Origin of the sequence: Methylotenera sp. (genome assembly GCF_013141425.1) — a bacterium.
Lineage (GTDB): Bacteria > Pseudomonadota > Gammaproteobacteria > Burkholderiales > Methylophilaceae > Methylotenera.
The window spans coordinates 1-14562 of record NZ_JABFRA010000078.1 but is presented as its reverse complement, the minus strand read 5'-3'; the positions used below and the strand labels follow the sequence as shown (position 1 = coordinate 14562).

Genomic DNA, 14562 nt, shown 5'->3' with positions numbered 1-14562 from the left:
TATAGTATTTAATGACTTTACACACTGTATCTATTGAGCTTCGTCAGGTAGCATTAAACTGTTTGGCCGAGGCTGATGCAGGCCTTAAAGCAAATGCCGTTCGTCAATTGGCTGAAGATTGGCGGACAGGTTCCATCCCACTTGAATTATCGACGGCACCTGTACCCAATCAGCCCATACCAGGTCGACCTAGCAAGCCTCAACTGATTGCGCCAAGGTTATTAAAACACCGTGCAATGAATACACTTGAGGGCCGTGCGGCTTTGATACACGCGCTTGCACACATTGAATTCAACGCAATTAATTTGGCTTTGGATGTCATTTGGCGCTTTAGCAAAATGCCAGCCCAGTTTTATGCCGATTGGCTTCAAGTGGCCGATGAGGAAGCCTATCATTTTGGCCTACTGAATTCGCATTTGCAGAGCTTAGGTTTTGAATATGGCGATTTTGATGCGCACAACAGCTTGTGGGAAATGGCAGAAAGAACTCAAGGAAGTGTGCTTGCGCGTATCGCATTAGTGCCGCGCACCATGGAAGCGCGTGGTTTGGATGCCTCGCCGCAACTAAGAGCCAAACTTGCACAAGCTGGCGATAGTGCCGCAGCGGAAATATTGGATATTATCTTGCGCGATGAAATCGGCCATGTGGCTATTGGTAATCGCTGGTTTAATTGGCTTTGTAGCCAAAATAAGCTAGAACCTGTGCTTACCTATCAACAATTATCCGAGCAATACAGCGCACCAAAATTGCGTCCACCCTTCAATTTAGAGGCTAGACGCCAAGCAGGATTTAGCGAAACTGAGTTGGCTTATTTAGGCGCGCTTTAAATCTACAGATAAAGTAAATCCAACGACAGAATTGTAAAGTTGGTTTAGTAAAACCATCAGCTCGACTATTCAATTTTCTTAGCCAATTCTCTTCTCCAATTCCTTTAAGCAATATTCACTGGCAATATTTCAATCATTTTCATACACAAGAAATGAATTTTCTAGATTTTTATTGCCTGTTATGACGTTAGAAAATGCCACATTCCTAGAAAAATTGATGAAAAAATGACAAGGTTGTCTTTCAAAATGACATCAACTTCACGATAACTTACAAAATAATTATCAGGCAATAATTTTTTGTTATAAATCAAGCTATTATAAAAATTTATTTCGGCGAATTTTGGCATGTTGATTGCAAGTATTTAAATTAGTTGTTACACCATTCAGTTGAATATATCTATGAACGTGCCTACAACTAAAAGTGAAATGTTAAAAAATAATGGGCTTGAAATTGAGATGTTAATTTTAGCCACGTGAACATGGTAAGGAAATTAAATCATGATTGAAAATGAGAAATACCTAAGTAAAGAGGCTTTAGAGATTCTATTCCGGATTGCTGAAAAGAGCGGGGTTTTGTCTTACTCTAGGCAAGATGATATAAAAATCATTCGTAACTTAGTTGAATCAGGGCATATATTTCAAGGTAGATTACTGCATGATAGCCCAAGATCAATTTCTTACAGTATTACTAAAAAAGGCTTTTTGGCCTTGCAAACTGATTTGCTATGGAGTGCGCCAAACGCACATGGCGAGCAACATCGCATAGTGGCATTGGCCACCGATTCTTTGGTTGACAATGCACAGTTAGAACAGAGTGATTCAGCTAATTCACGGTACGTATAAATGTTGCCTCTATTTAAAAAAGAGTCTTTGTTAAGGTACATCTTTCCACCTTATCAGCCAATAATGACGCATAGACAAGGTGAAGATGCGAGTTTCAATGGTGTTGATTTGGCGCTGAATATTGGCAATCATCTTGATGTAGTGGTTGAAAAAGATACCAAGCAAATAAACAAGCTTTATTAAAGTTTATAGCCATTTATCGGCTGAAAATTTCAAAAAAATATAAGTTATTTAGTGTTTGCAATTGCAACATTAAGTGGCTGGGAAAAAGTTCTGAATGAATATTGAAAACAATAAGTTGGTTATGAGCGACATTGAGTCGCGCCGTGCATTTCTGTTTACATTAGAATGGTTGTTGGCACTTTTAAAACGCTATAAAAATTCATTGCAATTTGGCTTGGTGCACATTGAGTTTGGAACAAACCATGAACTTGCCGAAGCGATTGGTGTGCAAGAGGCATTTAAACGGCTTGCTATGTTAACCACCTCCTTTAGCAGTACGTTCCGTAAAACAGATATTGTTGCGCGTGATGCCAAAGACTTCTGGGTAATCGTACCTTATGTCAGCGACAGTGAAAAAATCCACGATAAAATATTAGCAATCTTTGATCTTGAGCAACATCATGATCTAAACACAGTCGATCGTGAAATTTCGATTTTCTCATTGCCTTTAGTTACAACTACTTTAGACACAACGGAAAGAGAAACTGATGTTGTGCCAACAACGGCACTTGAGTTTCTTGGCTATTTAAAAGAAAACAGAAAGCGCTTGGCCAGTTCTGTCATTAAACTATCGGCAGATAACACAGCCCAATAAAATTTAGGTGTTAATTAGATTAATAACGCCGTCTAATCCCATAAAATTGAGGGCATAGGTGGCTTTTTCTTGAACAATGGGTTTGGCATGGTAGGCAATGCCAATGCCAGCAACATGCATCATCTTAAGGTCATTTGCCCCGTCACCAATCGCAATGGTTTGTGCGGCAGCTAATCCTAATTGATCGCGTAATTTGATTAACTCGTCTGCTTTGGTTTGCGCATCCACAATATTGCCTAATACTTTTCCAGTCAGCTTGCCGTTAATAATTTCCAGAGTATTTGAAACGGCATAATCCAAATCCAGCATGGCTTTTACGCGGTCTGCAAAAAAAGTAAATCCGCCAGAAACTAGCAAAGTTGTGATGTTGTTGGCTTTACATGCGGCGATCCATTCGTTGGCGCCAGGATTCAACCGGAGCCGTTCATTCAGCACATGCAATAAGTCTGTTTCTTTTAAACCTTTAAGCAATGCCACACGTTCTCGTAAGCTTTGGGCAAAATCCAGTTCGCCTTGCATTGCCCGTTCTGTAATGGCTGCAATTTGAGGCTTAATACCAATCATGTCTGCGATTTCATCTATGCATTCTATGCTGATGAGGGTCGAGTCCATGTCCATCACGCACAAACCGTAATGATTAATTAAGTGTTTGTCCTGCACATAGGCACAGTCTATTTTTTGCGCTGTACAGAATTCTATTACGGATTCTATTGGTGTACCTTGGTTGGCTAGGTAATAGGCATGCTGTGCTATTTGCGTAAATTGGACACTGGTTCCGCTAAGTTGGTGGATGTGGGCTAAATGTGCAAAAGTAATAGCTGTACCTTGAATGACGAGTCGCATAGCTTGAAAAATGAATTAAAAATGCAATTATACACTTGGCACAATCTGTGATTGATAAAACACGCAGAATATCAAGCCAATGCTAGCGCAATTAGCTAAATTGGGCGAAAATGTGCATTACTTTTAATATGAACTTTATTTTATGAATTTGCATGAATATCAGGCTAAAACTTTACTGCAAAAATACGGTATTCCAGTGCCGCGCGGACAAGTTATTGCCGTTGCCAAGGAGACAGTAGCGGTAACGACTGAAATTGCTAGCGATGCATGGGTCGTTAAAGCCCAAGTGCATGCTGGTGGACGCGGTAAAGCTGGCGGCGTTAAGGTGGTCAAGTCGCCCAAAGAGGCGCAAGTGGTGGCAAGTGAGTTGTTGGGGAAAACGCTGGTCACTTATCAAAATGCACCCGATGGCCAACCAGTCAATCAGGTGTTGATTGAAGAAACCTTGCCGATTGCACGCGAGCTTTATCTATCTATGTTGGTGGATAGAACATTGGAACGTGTGGTGGTTGTGGCTTCATCTGCAGGTGGTATGGATATTGAAGAAATCGCTCACAGTAGCCCAGAGAAAATCTTGCAGGAAGTCTGTGACCCACTTAATGGTTTGGTAGATTTTCAAGCACGGAATTTAGCATTTAAGTTAGATTTAGTGGGTGACCAAATCAGTACATTTAGCAAAATATTAAAAGGATTGTATCGTTTATTTAAAGAAAATGATTTAGCTTTGCTTGAAATTAATCCACTTGTGCTTACGGCGCATGGCAAATTGTTTGCCTTAGATTGTAAAATGAGTATTGATGATAATGCGTTGTATCGGCAAAAGGCTTTGGCGGAGCAACGCGACTGGAGCCAAGAAGACAGCAAAGAAGCAGTTGCGCACCATGCGGGCTTAAATTACATCGCTTTGAATGGCAATATTGGCTGTATGGTAAACGGAGCCGGGCTTGCCATGGCAACGATGGATTTAATTAAGCTACACGGCGGCATGCCAGCGAACTTTTTGGATGTAGGCGGTGGCGCTACGGCTGAAACAGTGACTAAAGCATTCAAAATTATCTTGGCAGACAATAATGTTCAGGCGATTTTAGTCAATATTTTTGGTGGCATTATGCGCTGCGACATCATTGCAGAGGGTATTATCACTGCAGTGAAAGAAGTCGGTATGCAAATTCCGGTCATCGTGCGTTTAGAAGGTACCAATGTGGATTTAGGTAAACAAATGTTGCAAAACAGTGGATTGAATATTATCTCGGCAAATGGTTTGACTGATGCTGCGGTGCAAGCAGTGAAAGCGGTGGCAGCATGAGTATTTTAGTGAATAAAAATACTAAAGTACTCTGCCAAGGGTTTACAGGCAAGCAGGGTACTTTTCACTCAGAACAAGCGCTGGCCTATGGTACAAAAATGGTTGGTGGTGTGACGCCAGGCAAAGGAGGTATGACACACCTAGGCTTACCTGTATTTAATACGATGCGTGATGCGGTAAAAAATACTGGCGCAACGGCAAGTGTTATTTATGTGCCACCAGCGTTTGCGGCGGATTCAATTCTGGAAGCATGTGATGCTGGCATCGATTTAATTATTTGCATTACGGAAGGCATACCTGTATTGGATATGCTGAATGTAAAAGCTGCGCTTAAAGCGCATGGTACAAGGCTCATTGGGCCAAATTGCCCAGGTGTGATTACGCCAGATGAGTGCAAAATTGGCATCATGCCAGGCAGTATTCACCTGCGTGGCAAGGTCGGTATTGTGTCGCGCTCGGGCACGCTGACTTATGAGGCTGTACATCAAACGACTGCACTAAATTTAGGTCAAAGTACTTGTGTAGGCATTGGTGGCGACCCAATTAAAGGGCTTAATTTTATCGAATGCTTGCAAATGTTTGAGGCGGATGATGAAACTGAAGCCATTATTATGGTTGGCGAAATTGGCGGCTCAGATGAAGAAGCCGCAGCTGAATTTATCAAAAGCCATGTAACTAAGCCGATAGCGGCTTATATCGCTGGGCAAACTGCACCAGCAGGTAAACGTATGGGGCATGCGGGAGCAATTATTTCAGGTGGTAGTGGTAAGGCTGCCGATAAAATTCGCGCACTTGAATTGGCCGGCGCGGTAGTAGCAAGTTCGCCAGCTGGCTTGGGTGAGGCTGTACTTGAGGCCATTAAAAACCAATAATAGTTGTTTTGTTAACTGATTCATAAGGAATTGTCGATTAATAATTATATGTATAGTTTACTTAAACGTTTTTCAGTTGCCATATTCATTCTTTTTTCTGTCGTACTGCCTGTTACAGCGGCGGAAGATATTTCTTATTTACTTACTGCTGCTTCAAAGGGCGATTTGTCGACGGTCAATGCTCTGTTGGCTAGTGGTGTAAGTGCGAATACGAAAGATATGGATGGCGCGAGTGCTTTGATGTACGCCGCACGTAAAAATCGGTCAGAGGTGGTTTCTGCACTCCTCAGCAGGGGGGCGGAAATCAACGCAAAGGATAAAGGTGGCTGGACGCCCTTAATGTATGCCGCGAAAAAGGACCATGTGGCGACGGTTGAAGTTTTACTGAAAAACGGTGCGGATGCCAAAGTACGCGACCCAGCAGGCTGGAGTGCTTTTGGAATTGCGGCGGTGTCTGGTTACTCACGCACGGTCAATATGCTATTGAAGCAGGGTGTGGATGTGAATACAAAAAGTGATGATGGTAAAAGTGTTCTGATGCATGCGGCTAAAAGTGGTGACTTGCCCACTATTTCAGTGTTATTGGATAATAAAGCAGATGTTCATGCCCAAGATAAGTTGGGTTTAACCGCCTTAATGATTGCCGCTCGGCAGGGCCACACCCCAGCGGTTGAATTGTTGCTAAAACAAGGGGCGAATGTGAATCAGCAAGACCATGTGAAATGGACAGCGCTGACTTGGGCTGTAAAAAAATCACAATTTGACGCCGCAAAAGCACTGGTATCTGCAGGTGCTGACGTGAATAGTTTGGATGAAGAAGGTACGCCATTGCTGCATATTGCCGTCAATAATGGCCAAACTGAGATCGTTAAGTTATTGTTGGATCATCAGGCCAAGGTGAAGGCAAAAGACAAATATGGTTTGACAGCTTTGGTTTATGCACTCAAGGGCCAGCATCGCGAAATAGTTGAGTTAATTAAAGGTGCGGGTGGTAGCTATTAAACTTGCTATTATCAGACTAAGATTTATAAGAATAGCCTCGAATCCATGAAAATCGCAATTGCGCAAATGAACTGCATGGTGGGTGATATTGCGGGCAATGTAGCTAAAATAATCACCTATGCCAAGCAGGCTAAAGCGCAAGGTGCTTCGCTACTGGTTACCCCCGAACTCTCCATATGCGGATATCCCCCCGAAGATTTATTATTACGTGCTGACTTTTTACAAGCCTGCGATAGCGCACTAACTAAACTTAGTCGAGCTTTGCCAGAAATTACCGTTATTGTCGGACATCCTCGACAAGTGGGTGAAGATTGTTTCAATGCAGCATCGGTGTTGCAAGATGGAAAAGTCTACGCAACCTACTATAAACAAGCGTTGCCCAATTACAGTGTGTTTGATGAAAAACGTTACTTTGATTCTGGTGGTGAAGCTTTGGTTTTTGCACATGAAGATGTGAAAATAGGCGTGCTTATTTGTGCAGACGTATGGCAGCCTAATCCAGCAACCATAGCTAAAGCAGCGGGTGCCGAATTGTTGATTGCACTCAACGCCTCGCCATTTCATATGGAAAAGCAATCGACCCGTTTAGAGGTGTTGCGCCAGCGTGTATTTGAAACACAGTTGCCCATTATTTATACTAATATGGTGGGTGGCCAAGATGAATTAGTGTTTGATGGCGGTTCTTTTGTGCTCAACGCTGGAGGTAAGTTAACACAGCAACTGCCTGCATTTGAAGCGACATTAGAAATTGTCGACTTTGATCATGGTCATCCCAAACATGCGTCTATCGCCCATCATTTGAGCACGGAAGCCTCGGTGTATGGCGCATTAAAACTGGGCTTACAGGACTATGTGCATAAAAACCGTTTTCCTGGCGTAGTGTTGGGATTATCTGGCGGCATTGATTCAGCATTGACACTCGCTATCGCGGTAGATGCACTGGGTGCTGATAATGTGCATGCGGTGTTAATGTCATCCGAATTTACTGCCAATATGAGCGTAGACGATGCGATTGAAATGGTGAATACGCTGGGTGTGAAATATAGTCAAATTCCAATCAACACATTATTTGATAACTTTAGAGGCGCACTTGCGGATGAGTTTAAAGGCTTGCCTTTTGACACGACAGAAGAGAATCTGCAGGCCAGAATACGCGGAATGTTGCTAATGGCTATTTCTAATAAATTTGGTAGTATTGTCGTCACTACGGGTAATAAAAGTGAGATGGCCGTTGGTTATTGCACGCTCTATGGGGACATGGCAGGCGGTTTTGCTCTATTGAAAGATGTGCCAAAAACGTTGGTATACAGGTTATGCCACTACCGAAACAGTCTTTCCAAGGCGATACCACAACGCATTATTACACGCCCACCCTCAGCTGAATTACGCACCAATCAAGTGGATCAAGATAGTTTGCCACCCTACGATGTGCTAGATGGTATTATCGAGGCTTATGTCGAAGACGATTTAAGTGTTCACGATATCATAGAAAAGGGATATGTAGTAGCAGACGTGAAGCGCGTTATTTCGCTGATTGATCGGAATGAATATAAGCGTCGCCAGTCACCCGTAGGCGTGCGTATTACACATAAAGGCTTTGGTAAAGATAGACGCCACCCGATTACAGTTAAGTTGGATTTTGATGTAAAGTCGAACTGAATTTTTAATTTCAGAACGTGATAAGAATTATTAAATTAAATATTATGGAGCGAGATTGACATGAAAAAAATTGAAGCCGTTATCAAGCCTTTTAAGTTAGATGAAGTGCGTGAGTCACTTTCCACTATCGGTGTTAATGGCTTAACCGTCACCGAAGTTAAGGGGTTCGGTCGCCAGAAAGGGCATACGGAGCTTTATCGCGGAGCGGAATATGTGGTCGATTTTTTACCTAAAATCAAGTTAGAACTGGTAGTGGCAGACGACATTGTGGAAAATGCCGTGGATGCAATCATCAAAGCTGCGCATACTGGAAAAATTGGTGATGGTAAAATATTTGTTACTTCAGTTGAGCAAGTAATACGTATTCGTACCGGTGAAACTGGCGAATCTGCGGTTTAATAACATCAAACATATCGTATGACCTAATTGCGCTAGGTAACGACTTGAATTTGCATTATGCCAGCTATCTTTAAAACCATACTATTGCTGACTATATCAAACGTATTCATGTCATTTGCGTGGTATGCGCACCTTAAGAATCTAAGTCAAAAGCCATGGATAATTGCCGCGCTTATTAGTTGGGGCGTGGCCTTATTTGAGTATTTATTTCAGGTGCCAGCGAATCGACTAGGTTTTACAGTGATGTCACTTGGGCAGTTAAAGGTTTTACAAGAAGTCATTACATTAGCGGTGTTTGTGCCCTTTGCCGTTTTTTATATGCAACAACCAATTAAATTGGATTTTTTATGGGCAGGCTTCTGTTTGATGGGTGCCGTATATTTTATGTTTAGAAATTGAGTATTAAGTTTACGAATTGAATCTCAACTTACGAAATTTAAGTATCTACCGTAAAAGTTTTAGAACTATCCGCCACCCTGACAATTAATAGCCCGATACTTAATAGACTAGCAAACGCGCCCCTTGATAGAACACAAAGCTGATTGCCCAGGCGAGTCCTAACGACCAGACAATTGATAGCCACATAAAGGCATTGCTTTTTGATTCGCTTTTGATGGTAGCAATGGTCGATAAGCATGGTGTGTAAATGAGGGTGAATAACATAAAACTCATGGCCTGCACCCAGTCAATCTGGGTCGCCATTTGCGCCATCAGTAAATCTCCCTGTAACCCATAAATTACGGCTAGCGCACCAACCACGATTTCTTTGGCAACAAAGCCAAAGACTAGGGCAATCGCCAGTTGACTGTTAATGCCAATAGGGTCAAGTATGGGTGCGAAAAATGCGCCAATTTGGCCGGCATACGTACCCGCACTTGCTGGCGGAACATTGCTTGGAAAGTTGGTTAATGCCCAAACCAGTACAACCCCGATAATAATGAATTTGCTGGCACGAACAAGAAAGTGTTTTACCTCATGCCATCCGCGCAATACAATTTGGCGGAAGGTTGGAAACCGATAGGGCGGCAGTTCTAGAATAAACGGTTCAGCATTTTTATATTGACCTTGAAATAGCACTGCCGTTAAAAACATTGTTAAAAAACTCATCACGTAGAGCGAAAATAAAACAATTGGCGCATGTTTTGCGGCGAATAACGCCGTGATAATGAAAATAAATACTTGCAGTCTTGCTGAGCATAATGAGAGCGGGATAACGAGCATAGTGAGTAAGCGCATTGGTCGTGAGCGCATGATGCGGGTACCCATTAAGGCCGGTACGTTACAGCCAAAGCCCATTAGCATCATTACAAAGCCGCGGCCATCCAGCCCCATTTTAGCCATCAGAGCATCCATCAAAAAAGCAGCGCGTGACAAATATCCACTATCTTCAACCATCGACATCACTAAAAAGAACAATACGATGATCGGTAGAAAAGCGGCAACCGTGGCCACACCATTGTATACGCCATCCAACATGAGGCCACTTAACCAAGTTGGGCTGTGACTAAAAATTGGTTCTAATGCACCAGTTCTGAATAGATCTAAAGCCCAAGCTAAACCGTCTTGAAGCGGCTTTCCAACCGTAAATATAAACTGAAATAACACATACATTGCCGCAAAAAATATCGGCAAGCCAAACCACTTGTGTAGCAAAACGCGGTCAATTTTATCGGTTGTGTTGTCGGTGAATGTGGTTGGAATCTGCACATGACGTTGAATAAGATTTTCCATCTCGTGTTCGATTTGGTTGTCTTCTTGCAAAAACTGCGCAATTACTTTTGGGTCGGTTGCGGCTTGGTTTAAATTGATAATTTGTGTAGCAGCCTGCAAAGCTTTAGGTAGGCCATCGCCATATTTAGCACTAATTTGTAATACGGGCATTTGCAACGCCGCAGTCAAACTCTCTGAATCAATGGTAATTCCGGTTTGACGTGCTTCATCCGCCATATTCAAAGCCAGCACCGCAGGAATTTTTAGTTTTTTGATTTGCAAAACCAAGGAAAGTTGACGGTCAATTTGTGAACTGTTTAGTAATATGATTACCAAGTCGACAGCATTGTTCGATAGGAAATGTCGAACGACTTGTTCGTCTTCAGAGAAGCCATGTAAGTCATAAATGCCAGGCAAATCAATTAGTTCAGCGATATGTCCGCCAATTAAAATCTTAGCGCTCATTAAATCAACAGTAATGCCTGGCCAATTGCCTACTCTAGCTGACGCTCCGCTAATGCGGTTGAACAGCGTTGATTTGCCTGTATTGGGCATGCCTAATAATGCAATACGTTTCATGAATCGTTAGTTTAGGCGCAAGTGAGGTAGCTTGGAATGGGTTTGGTTAAAAAATTTGATATTTAATTGGATGGAACGTTTATTCGAATGTGTGAAGCTTCGGCATCTCTTAGAATGACATCGGTGGTACCTAAACGTACTTGCAGAGGACCATTAAAGTTAGCTCGACGAATAATGCTAAGCGGTTTGCCAACCCTAAAACCTAAAGCAGAAAGGCGGTGAAAAAGAAATTCTTCTGCCTCGATTGCAGAAATCGTGGCCAATTGACCTATTTTTAGTTGTGATAAAAGTTGCATCGATTGCTTACAATTCATGTTATGAATGATAATAATTCTTATTATCGCATAAAAATTACCGAATGTGCATATCTTTAATTTGAAATTAGTATCTACATATTAAATAAAAAAAGGCTCAATAGACGAGCCTCTTAAACACTTACAACTCGTTTCGAAAATCGATTATTTTGTAATTTCTACTTTAGCCTTAGCACGTAGGTCTGCCATCATTTTTTCTAAATTTCGTTGTTGCAGATTTTTTTGCAGGCCATCTTTTACCTTGTCATAAGAAAGTGGCTGTGCAACACGAGTGTCTACCAGTTTAATAACATGCCAACCGAATTGCGTTTGCACAGGAGCGCTTGAAACGCCGCCTTTTTGCAGGGTTGCTACAGCCTCACTGAATGGTTTGACCATCGTAGCGGGTGAGAACCAGCCTAAATCGCCACCTTTTTCTTTCGAACCAGGATCCAATGATTTTTCTTTAGCTAATTTTGCAAAGTCACCGCCTTTACCAAGTTTAGCGATAATCTCTTTTGCTTCCGCATCAGTTTTTACTAAAATGTGGCGAGCACTATATTCTTTATCGCCGTAGGCTTTTTTGTACTCTTCATAAGCCGCTTTAGTATCGGCGTCTGAAATTGGATTTTTCTTAACAAAGTCTTGTAAATAGACAGAAGTCAGTAATTCGCGACGTGAAAGTTCTTCACGTGCAATGTAATCTGACTGTTTATCCAAACCAAGTTTTTGTGCCTCTTGGTACACAATTTCAGAATCAATCAGCTTATTGGTGATGGCACTTTTAACTTGATCATCAATTTTTTGGCCCCGCGCAGCGGCATCTTTAGCAATAAAATCGTAAATTGTTTGCTTAATTGCTTTGCCGTTGACTGTTGCCACGGTATCTGCTGCGAAGGCTGCTGGAGCTAAAGATAAAATGGCTACAGTAATTAATGTTTGGGTGAATTTCATGCAAAAATCCTCATGGTTAAGAATAGGTGATTGGTAAAAATAGTTTATTGTAAGGGTTGTTTATTGTTCATCTGGTGCAAGTGCGTGTATGCTCAATGCATGAATTTTACTAGGAATAAGATCAGCAAGTAATTGATAAATAATACGATGTCGCATTATCGGTGATTTTTTATAAAAATGCGAGCTGGTAATTTCGAGTTTGAAATGGCCACCCCCTATGTTGCCCGCGTGTCCTGCATGCATCGCGCTTTCATCTTGAATATCGATTTTACTTGGGGCAAGCGTTTCTAGGCGGCTGATAATTTCTTCGGTCAGGCTCATGTGTTGATTTGCGGTGCTTCGTGTCTCATGATTAAATTGGTAGTGTTTTTCTAAAAGGTTTAACAGTAACGCGCTGATACACATTTGCGATGACAAAAGGGTCATTATTCGCCCATTCTTGCGCTGCTGCTAAATTAGAAAATTCTGCCACAATTAGGCTGCCACTAAATCCTGCAGCCCCAGGATCTGTACTATCAATTGCTGGAAATGGCCCTGCCAATAATAGGCGCCCAGTTTCTTGCAAGGCCTGTAAGCGTTTTAAATGTTCTAGCCTTGCTGCTAGGCGTTTATCCAAGCTGTTGGGGGTGTCTTCAGCGATGATTGCGTACCACATCAGTGATGCTCGTTTTTATCTTCAATAGGTTCAATAAGATATTTTTTTAAGGCTAATGTTTGGCCAATGATGAAGACAAACATGATAGCGGTCACGCCAAATAACTTGAAATTAACCCATGTGTTCTCGGTGTAGTTGAATGCTACATACAAGTTAAGAAAGCCTAGCAGAACTAAAAATACTACCCAGACTAGATTCAGCCTGTTCCAGATCGTGGCGGGTGCGGCTATCATTTTTTCCATCATTTGTTGAATAAAATTTTTCTTAAAAAATAAATTGGAAATCAGTAAGGTGGCTGCAATTACCCAATACAGCACCGTTGGCTTCCACATAATGTAGGCTTTGTCGTGTAGTAATAAGGTGATGCCACCTAGAACGCTGATAATAGCACCGCTGACGAGCAGCATTTTTTCTACTTTGCCATGGCGAATTTTGCTGTAAATGATTTGCGCGATAGTAGCTACAATCGCCACGGCGGTGGCTGTGTAAATACCAAAAAATTTAAACGCGATAAAAAATAAAATAACGGGAAATAGATCAAACAAAAACTTATTCATGGCTTCGAGCTAGTCACTTTCAATAAGACGCTGGCAATAGGGCACTTGGCGTTGTAAAAATTAATTCAACAATCAAATAAATACAACGCTTTAGCGTAAGTCGTTATTTTGCTATGATTGATGTTGTGCCACAAGGTTTAATTTTCAAGTGAATTTTTATGGCTAACGTACTTTTTTGTATATTTCATCTAATTTATTCTACTTTTTGTTAGTCTGCCTGAATGCCTCTAGTTTTCGATCTACATTCACATTCCAATATCTCCGATGGACTTTTAAGTCCAACTGAGTTGGTCGCACATGCCGTAACGCATGGTGTAGGGGTGTTGGCGCTAACCGACCATGATGATACCAGCGGATTACAAATGGCTGCTAATGAAGCGAAACGTCATGGTTTGCATTTGATTAATGGTGTTGAGATTTCCGTCACTTGGAAAAAACGTACTTTGCATATTGTTGGGTTGAAGATTGATCCCGAATACCCAGCGTTAAAATCAGGCTTAGCCGCGATACGCGCAGGGCGTGAAGTACGTGCCGCTGGCATGGCCGCAGGTTTAGACAAGGTTGGCATCGAAGGGAGCTTGGCTGGTGCTTATGAATATGCTCAAGAGGGCATTATTGGCCGCATGCATTTCGCCAGATTTTTGGTTAGTCGCGGCGTATCAAAAGACAATAAAGCGGTGTTTAAAAAATATTTGGTTAAAGGTAAGCCTGGTTATTTTGAACATCAGTGGGCAAGCTTGGACGATGCTGTGAGTTGGATAGTTGGTAGTGGAGGTGTGGCAGTGCTGGCGCATCCAGGCCGTTATGATTTAGGCCGCACCAATATGCTGTTATTACTCGAGGAATTTAGAGCTTTGGGCGGCAGGGCCATTGAAGTGGTGACAGGTAGTCATACAGGTGCACAATATATAGAATTTGCAAAATATGCGCAAATGTTTAGCTTAAAGTCATCGGTTGGTACAGACTATCACGGCAAAGGCATTAGTTTTATGGAAATGGGGCGTTTGCCAGCCTTGCCTACTAACTGCGTGCCTGTTTGGGACGACTGGCCAGAAGCGCGACTAACTGCTGAGTCCATATGAAAGCTGAACGAATAATAGATGTCACAATTTTTTAACATCAATATTGATAATCCGCAACACCGGCTTATTGTCCAAACGGCAGATATTCTCCGCGAAGGTGGAGTGATTGCTTACCCAACTGACTCTGGTTATGCCCTAGGTTGTATGATTGGACATGGCGATGC

The 14562-nt window shown here is 42.1% G+C and carries 18 protein-coding genes; 11 read left to right on the top strand and 7 right to left on the bottom strand.

Features of this window, described 5'->3' with window-relative positions; translation table 11 throughout:
- The first annotated feature begins 11 nt into the window (after nt 1–11).
- The 3 genes from HOO90_RS07080 to HOO90_RS07070 all read left to right on the top strand — a co-directional run bounded on the left by HOO90_RS07080 (nt 12) and on the right by HOO90_RS07070 (nt 2487).
- The gene (locus HOO90_RS07080) at nt 12–827 is read left to right on the top strand and encodes a ferritin-like domain-containing protein (protein ID WP_292841410.1); all 816 of its coding nucleotides are present in this window, start codon (nt 12–14) and stop codon (nt 825–827) included.
- A 498-nt stretch (nt 828–1325) separates the two neighbouring features.
- The gene (locus HOO90_RS07075; protein ID WP_292841407.1) at nt 1326–1670 is read left to right on the top strand and encodes a hypothetical protein; all 345 of its coding nucleotides are present in this window, start codon (nt 1326–1328) and stop codon (nt 1668–1670) included.
- 277 nt (nt 1671–1947) lie between these two features.
- Nucleotides 1948–2487, top strand: a complete 540-nt coding sequence (locus tag HOO90_RS07070) for a diguanylate cyclase (RefSeq protein ID WP_292841404.1) — start codon at nt 1948–1950, stop codon at nt 2485–2487.
- A gap of 3 nt (nt 2488–2490) precedes the next feature.
- On the opposite strand, the gene serB is transcribed toward HOO90_RS07070, so the two are convergent.
- Nucleotides 2491–3330: a phosphoserine phosphatase SerB gene (gene serB, locus HOO90_RS07065; protein WP_292841402.1), complete on the bottom strand. Its 840-nt coding sequence runs from the start codon at nt 3328–3330 to the stop codon at nt 2491–2493.
- Between the two features lie 142 nt (nt 3331–3472).
- Here serB and sucC point away from each other — a divergent pair, with 142 nt between their 5' ends.
- From sucC to HOO90_RS07035, 6 genes are read left to right on the top strand one after another with little or no spacing between them, the layout of a single operon-like run.
- Entirely contained in the window at nt 3473–4636 is a 1164-nt protein-coding gene (sucC, locus tag HOO90_RS07060) for an ADP-forming succinate--CoA ligase subunit beta (RefSeq protein WP_292841399.1), read from the top strand.
- Nucleotides 4633–5508 (top strand): succinate--CoA ligase subunit alpha, encoded by an 876-nt coding sequence (sucD, locus tag HOO90_RS07055; protein WP_292841396.1) that lies wholly within the window; start codon nt 4633–4635, stop codon nt 5506–5508. The genes sucC and sucD overlap by 4 nt, the downstream gene beginning before the upstream one ends.
- Before the next feature lie 48 nt (nt 5509–5556).
- Complete coding sequence (locus tag HOO90_RS07050) at nt 5557–6510, top strand: ankyrin repeat domain-containing protein (protein WP_292841393.1); 954 nt, start codon at nt 5557–5559, stop codon at nt 6508–6510.
- A gap of 45 nt (nt 6511–6555) precedes the next feature.
- A complete protein-coding gene (locus HOO90_RS07045; protein WP_292841390.1) occupies nt 6556–8169 on the top strand; it encodes an NAD+ synthase in 1614 nt (537 codons plus the stop codon).
- Between the two features lie 60 nt (nt 8170–8229).
- Nucleotides 8230–8568: a P-II family nitrogen regulator gene (locus HOO90_RS07040; protein WP_292841388.1), complete on the top strand. Its 339-nt coding sequence runs from the start codon at nt 8230–8232 to the stop codon at nt 8566–8568.
- A gap of 57 nt (nt 8569–8625) precedes the next feature.
- Complete coding sequence (locus HOO90_RS07035) at nt 8626–8967, top strand: DMT family protein (RefSeq protein ID WP_292841385.1); 342 nt, start codon at nt 8626–8628, stop codon at nt 8965–8967.
- Between the two features lie 99 nt (nt 8968–9066).
- Here HOO90_RS07035 and feoB read toward each other — a convergent pair whose 3' ends face one another.
- The 6 genes from feoB to HOO90_RS07005 form a co-directional block, all read right to left on the bottom strand.
- Nucleotides 9067–10857 carry a ferrous iron transport protein B gene (gene feoB / locus HOO90_RS07030; RefSeq protein ID WP_292841382.1) on the bottom strand — a complete coding sequence of 597 codons (1791 nt, stop codon included), beginning with the start codon at nt 10855–10857 and terminating at the stop codon, nt 9067–9069.
- A 62-nt stretch (nt 10858–10919) separates the two neighbouring features.
- Nucleotides 10920–11153, bottom strand: coding sequence for a FeoA family protein (locus HOO90_RS07025; protein ID WP_292841379.1), 234 nt, complete (start codon nt 11151–11153; stop codon nt 10920–10922).
- Nucleotides 11154–11315: 162 nt separating this feature from the next.
- Nucleotides 11316–12104 (bottom strand): peptidylprolyl isomerase, encoded by a 789-nt coding sequence (locus tag HOO90_RS07020; protein ID WP_292841376.1) that lies wholly within the window; start codon nt 12102–12104, stop codon nt 11316–11318.
- Nucleotides 12105–12164: 60 nt separating this feature from the next.
- A complete protein-coding gene (locus HOO90_RS07015) occupies nt 12165–12425 on the bottom strand; it encodes a BolA family transcriptional regulator (RefSeq protein ID WP_292841373.1) in 261 nt (86 codons plus the stop codon).
- Between the two features lie 31 nt (nt 12426–12456).
- Nucleotides 12457–12759 (bottom strand): YciI family protein, encoded by a 303-nt coding sequence (locus HOO90_RS07010; protein ID WP_292841371.1) that lies wholly within the window; start codon nt 12757–12759, stop codon nt 12457–12459.
- On the bottom strand, nt 12759–13316 hold the full coding sequence (locus HOO90_RS07005; protein WP_292841368.1) for a septation protein A: 558 nt from the start codon (nt 13314–13316) through the stop codon (nt 12759–12761). Before HOO90_RS07005 ends, HOO90_RS07010 begins: the two co-directional genes overlap by 1 nt.
- A gap of 221 nt (nt 13317–13537) precedes the next feature.
- Between HOO90_RS07005 and HOO90_RS07000 the strand changes: the two genes are divergently transcribed.
- Nucleotides 13538–14398, top strand: coding sequence for a 3',5'-nucleoside bisphosphate phosphatase (locus HOO90_RS07000; RefSeq protein ID WP_292841365.1), 861 nt, complete (start codon nt 13538–13540; stop codon nt 14396–14398).
- Between the two features lie 18 nt (nt 14399–14416).
- On the top strand, nt 14417–14562 hold a 146-nt coding region (locus tag HOO90_RS06995), incomplete at its 3' end, for a Sua5/YciO/YrdC/YwlC family protein (protein WP_292841439.1).

Coding starts and splice junctions, on each gene's coding strand:
- HOO90_RS07080 (WP_292841410.1), top strand. CDS start 12: ATGACTTTACACACTGTATCTATTGAGCTTCGTCAGGTAGCATTAAAC.
- HOO90_RS07075 (WP_292841407.1), top strand. CDS start 1,326: ATGATTGAAAATGAGAAATACCTAAGTAAAGAGGCTTTAGAGATTCTA.
- HOO90_RS07070 (WP_292841404.1), top strand. CDS start 1,948: ATGAATATTGAAAACAATAAGTTGGTTATGAGCGACATTGAGTCGCGC.
- serB (WP_292841402.1), bottom strand. CDS start 3,330: ATGCGACTCGTCATTCAAGGTACAGCTATTACTTTTGCACATTTAGCC.
- sucC (WP_292841399.1), top strand. CDS start 3,473: ATGAATTTGCATGAATATCAGGCTAAAACTTTACTGCAAAAATACGGT.
- sucD (WP_292841396.1), top strand. CDS start 4,633: ATGAGTATTTTAGTGAATAAAAATACTAAAGTACTCTGCCAAGGGTTT.
- HOO90_RS07050 (WP_292841393.1), top strand. CDS start 5,557: ATGTATAGTTTACTTAAACGTTTTTCAGTTGCCATATTCATTCTTTTT.
- HOO90_RS07045 (WP_292841390.1), top strand. CDS start 6,556: ATGAAAATCGCAATTGCGCAAATGAACTGCATGGTGGGTGATATTGCG.
- HOO90_RS07040 (WP_292841388.1), top strand. CDS start 8,230: ATGAAAAAAATTGAAGCCGTTATCAAGCCTTTTAAGTTAGATGAAGTG.
- HOO90_RS07035 (WP_292841385.1), top strand. CDS start 8,626: ATGCCAGCTATCTTTAAAACCATACTATTGCTGACTATATCAAACGTA.
- feoB (WP_292841382.1), bottom strand. CDS start 10,857: ATGAAACGTATTGCATTATTAGGCATGCCCAATACAGGCAAATCAACG.
- HOO90_RS07025 (WP_292841379.1), bottom strand. CDS start 11,153: ATGCAACTTTTATCACAACTAAAAATAGGTCAATTGGCCACGATTTCT.
- HOO90_RS07020 (WP_292841376.1), bottom strand. CDS start 12,104: ATGAAATTCACCCAAACATTAATTACTGTAGCCATTTTATCTTTAGCT.
- HOO90_RS07015 (WP_292841373.1), bottom strand. CDS start 12,425: ATGAGCCTGACCGAAGAAATTATCAGCCGCCTAGAAACGCTTGCCCCA.
- HOO90_RS07010 (WP_292841371.1), bottom strand. CDS start 12,759: ATGTGGTACGCAATCATCGCTGAAGACACCCCCAACAGCTTGGATAAA.
- HOO90_RS07005 (WP_292841368.1), bottom strand. CDS start 13,316: ATGAATAAGTTTTTGTTTGATCTATTTCCCGTTATTTTATTTTTTATC.
- HOO90_RS07000 (WP_292841365.1), top strand. CDS start 13,538: ATGCCTCTAGTTTTCGATCTACATTCACATTCCAATATCTCCGATGGA.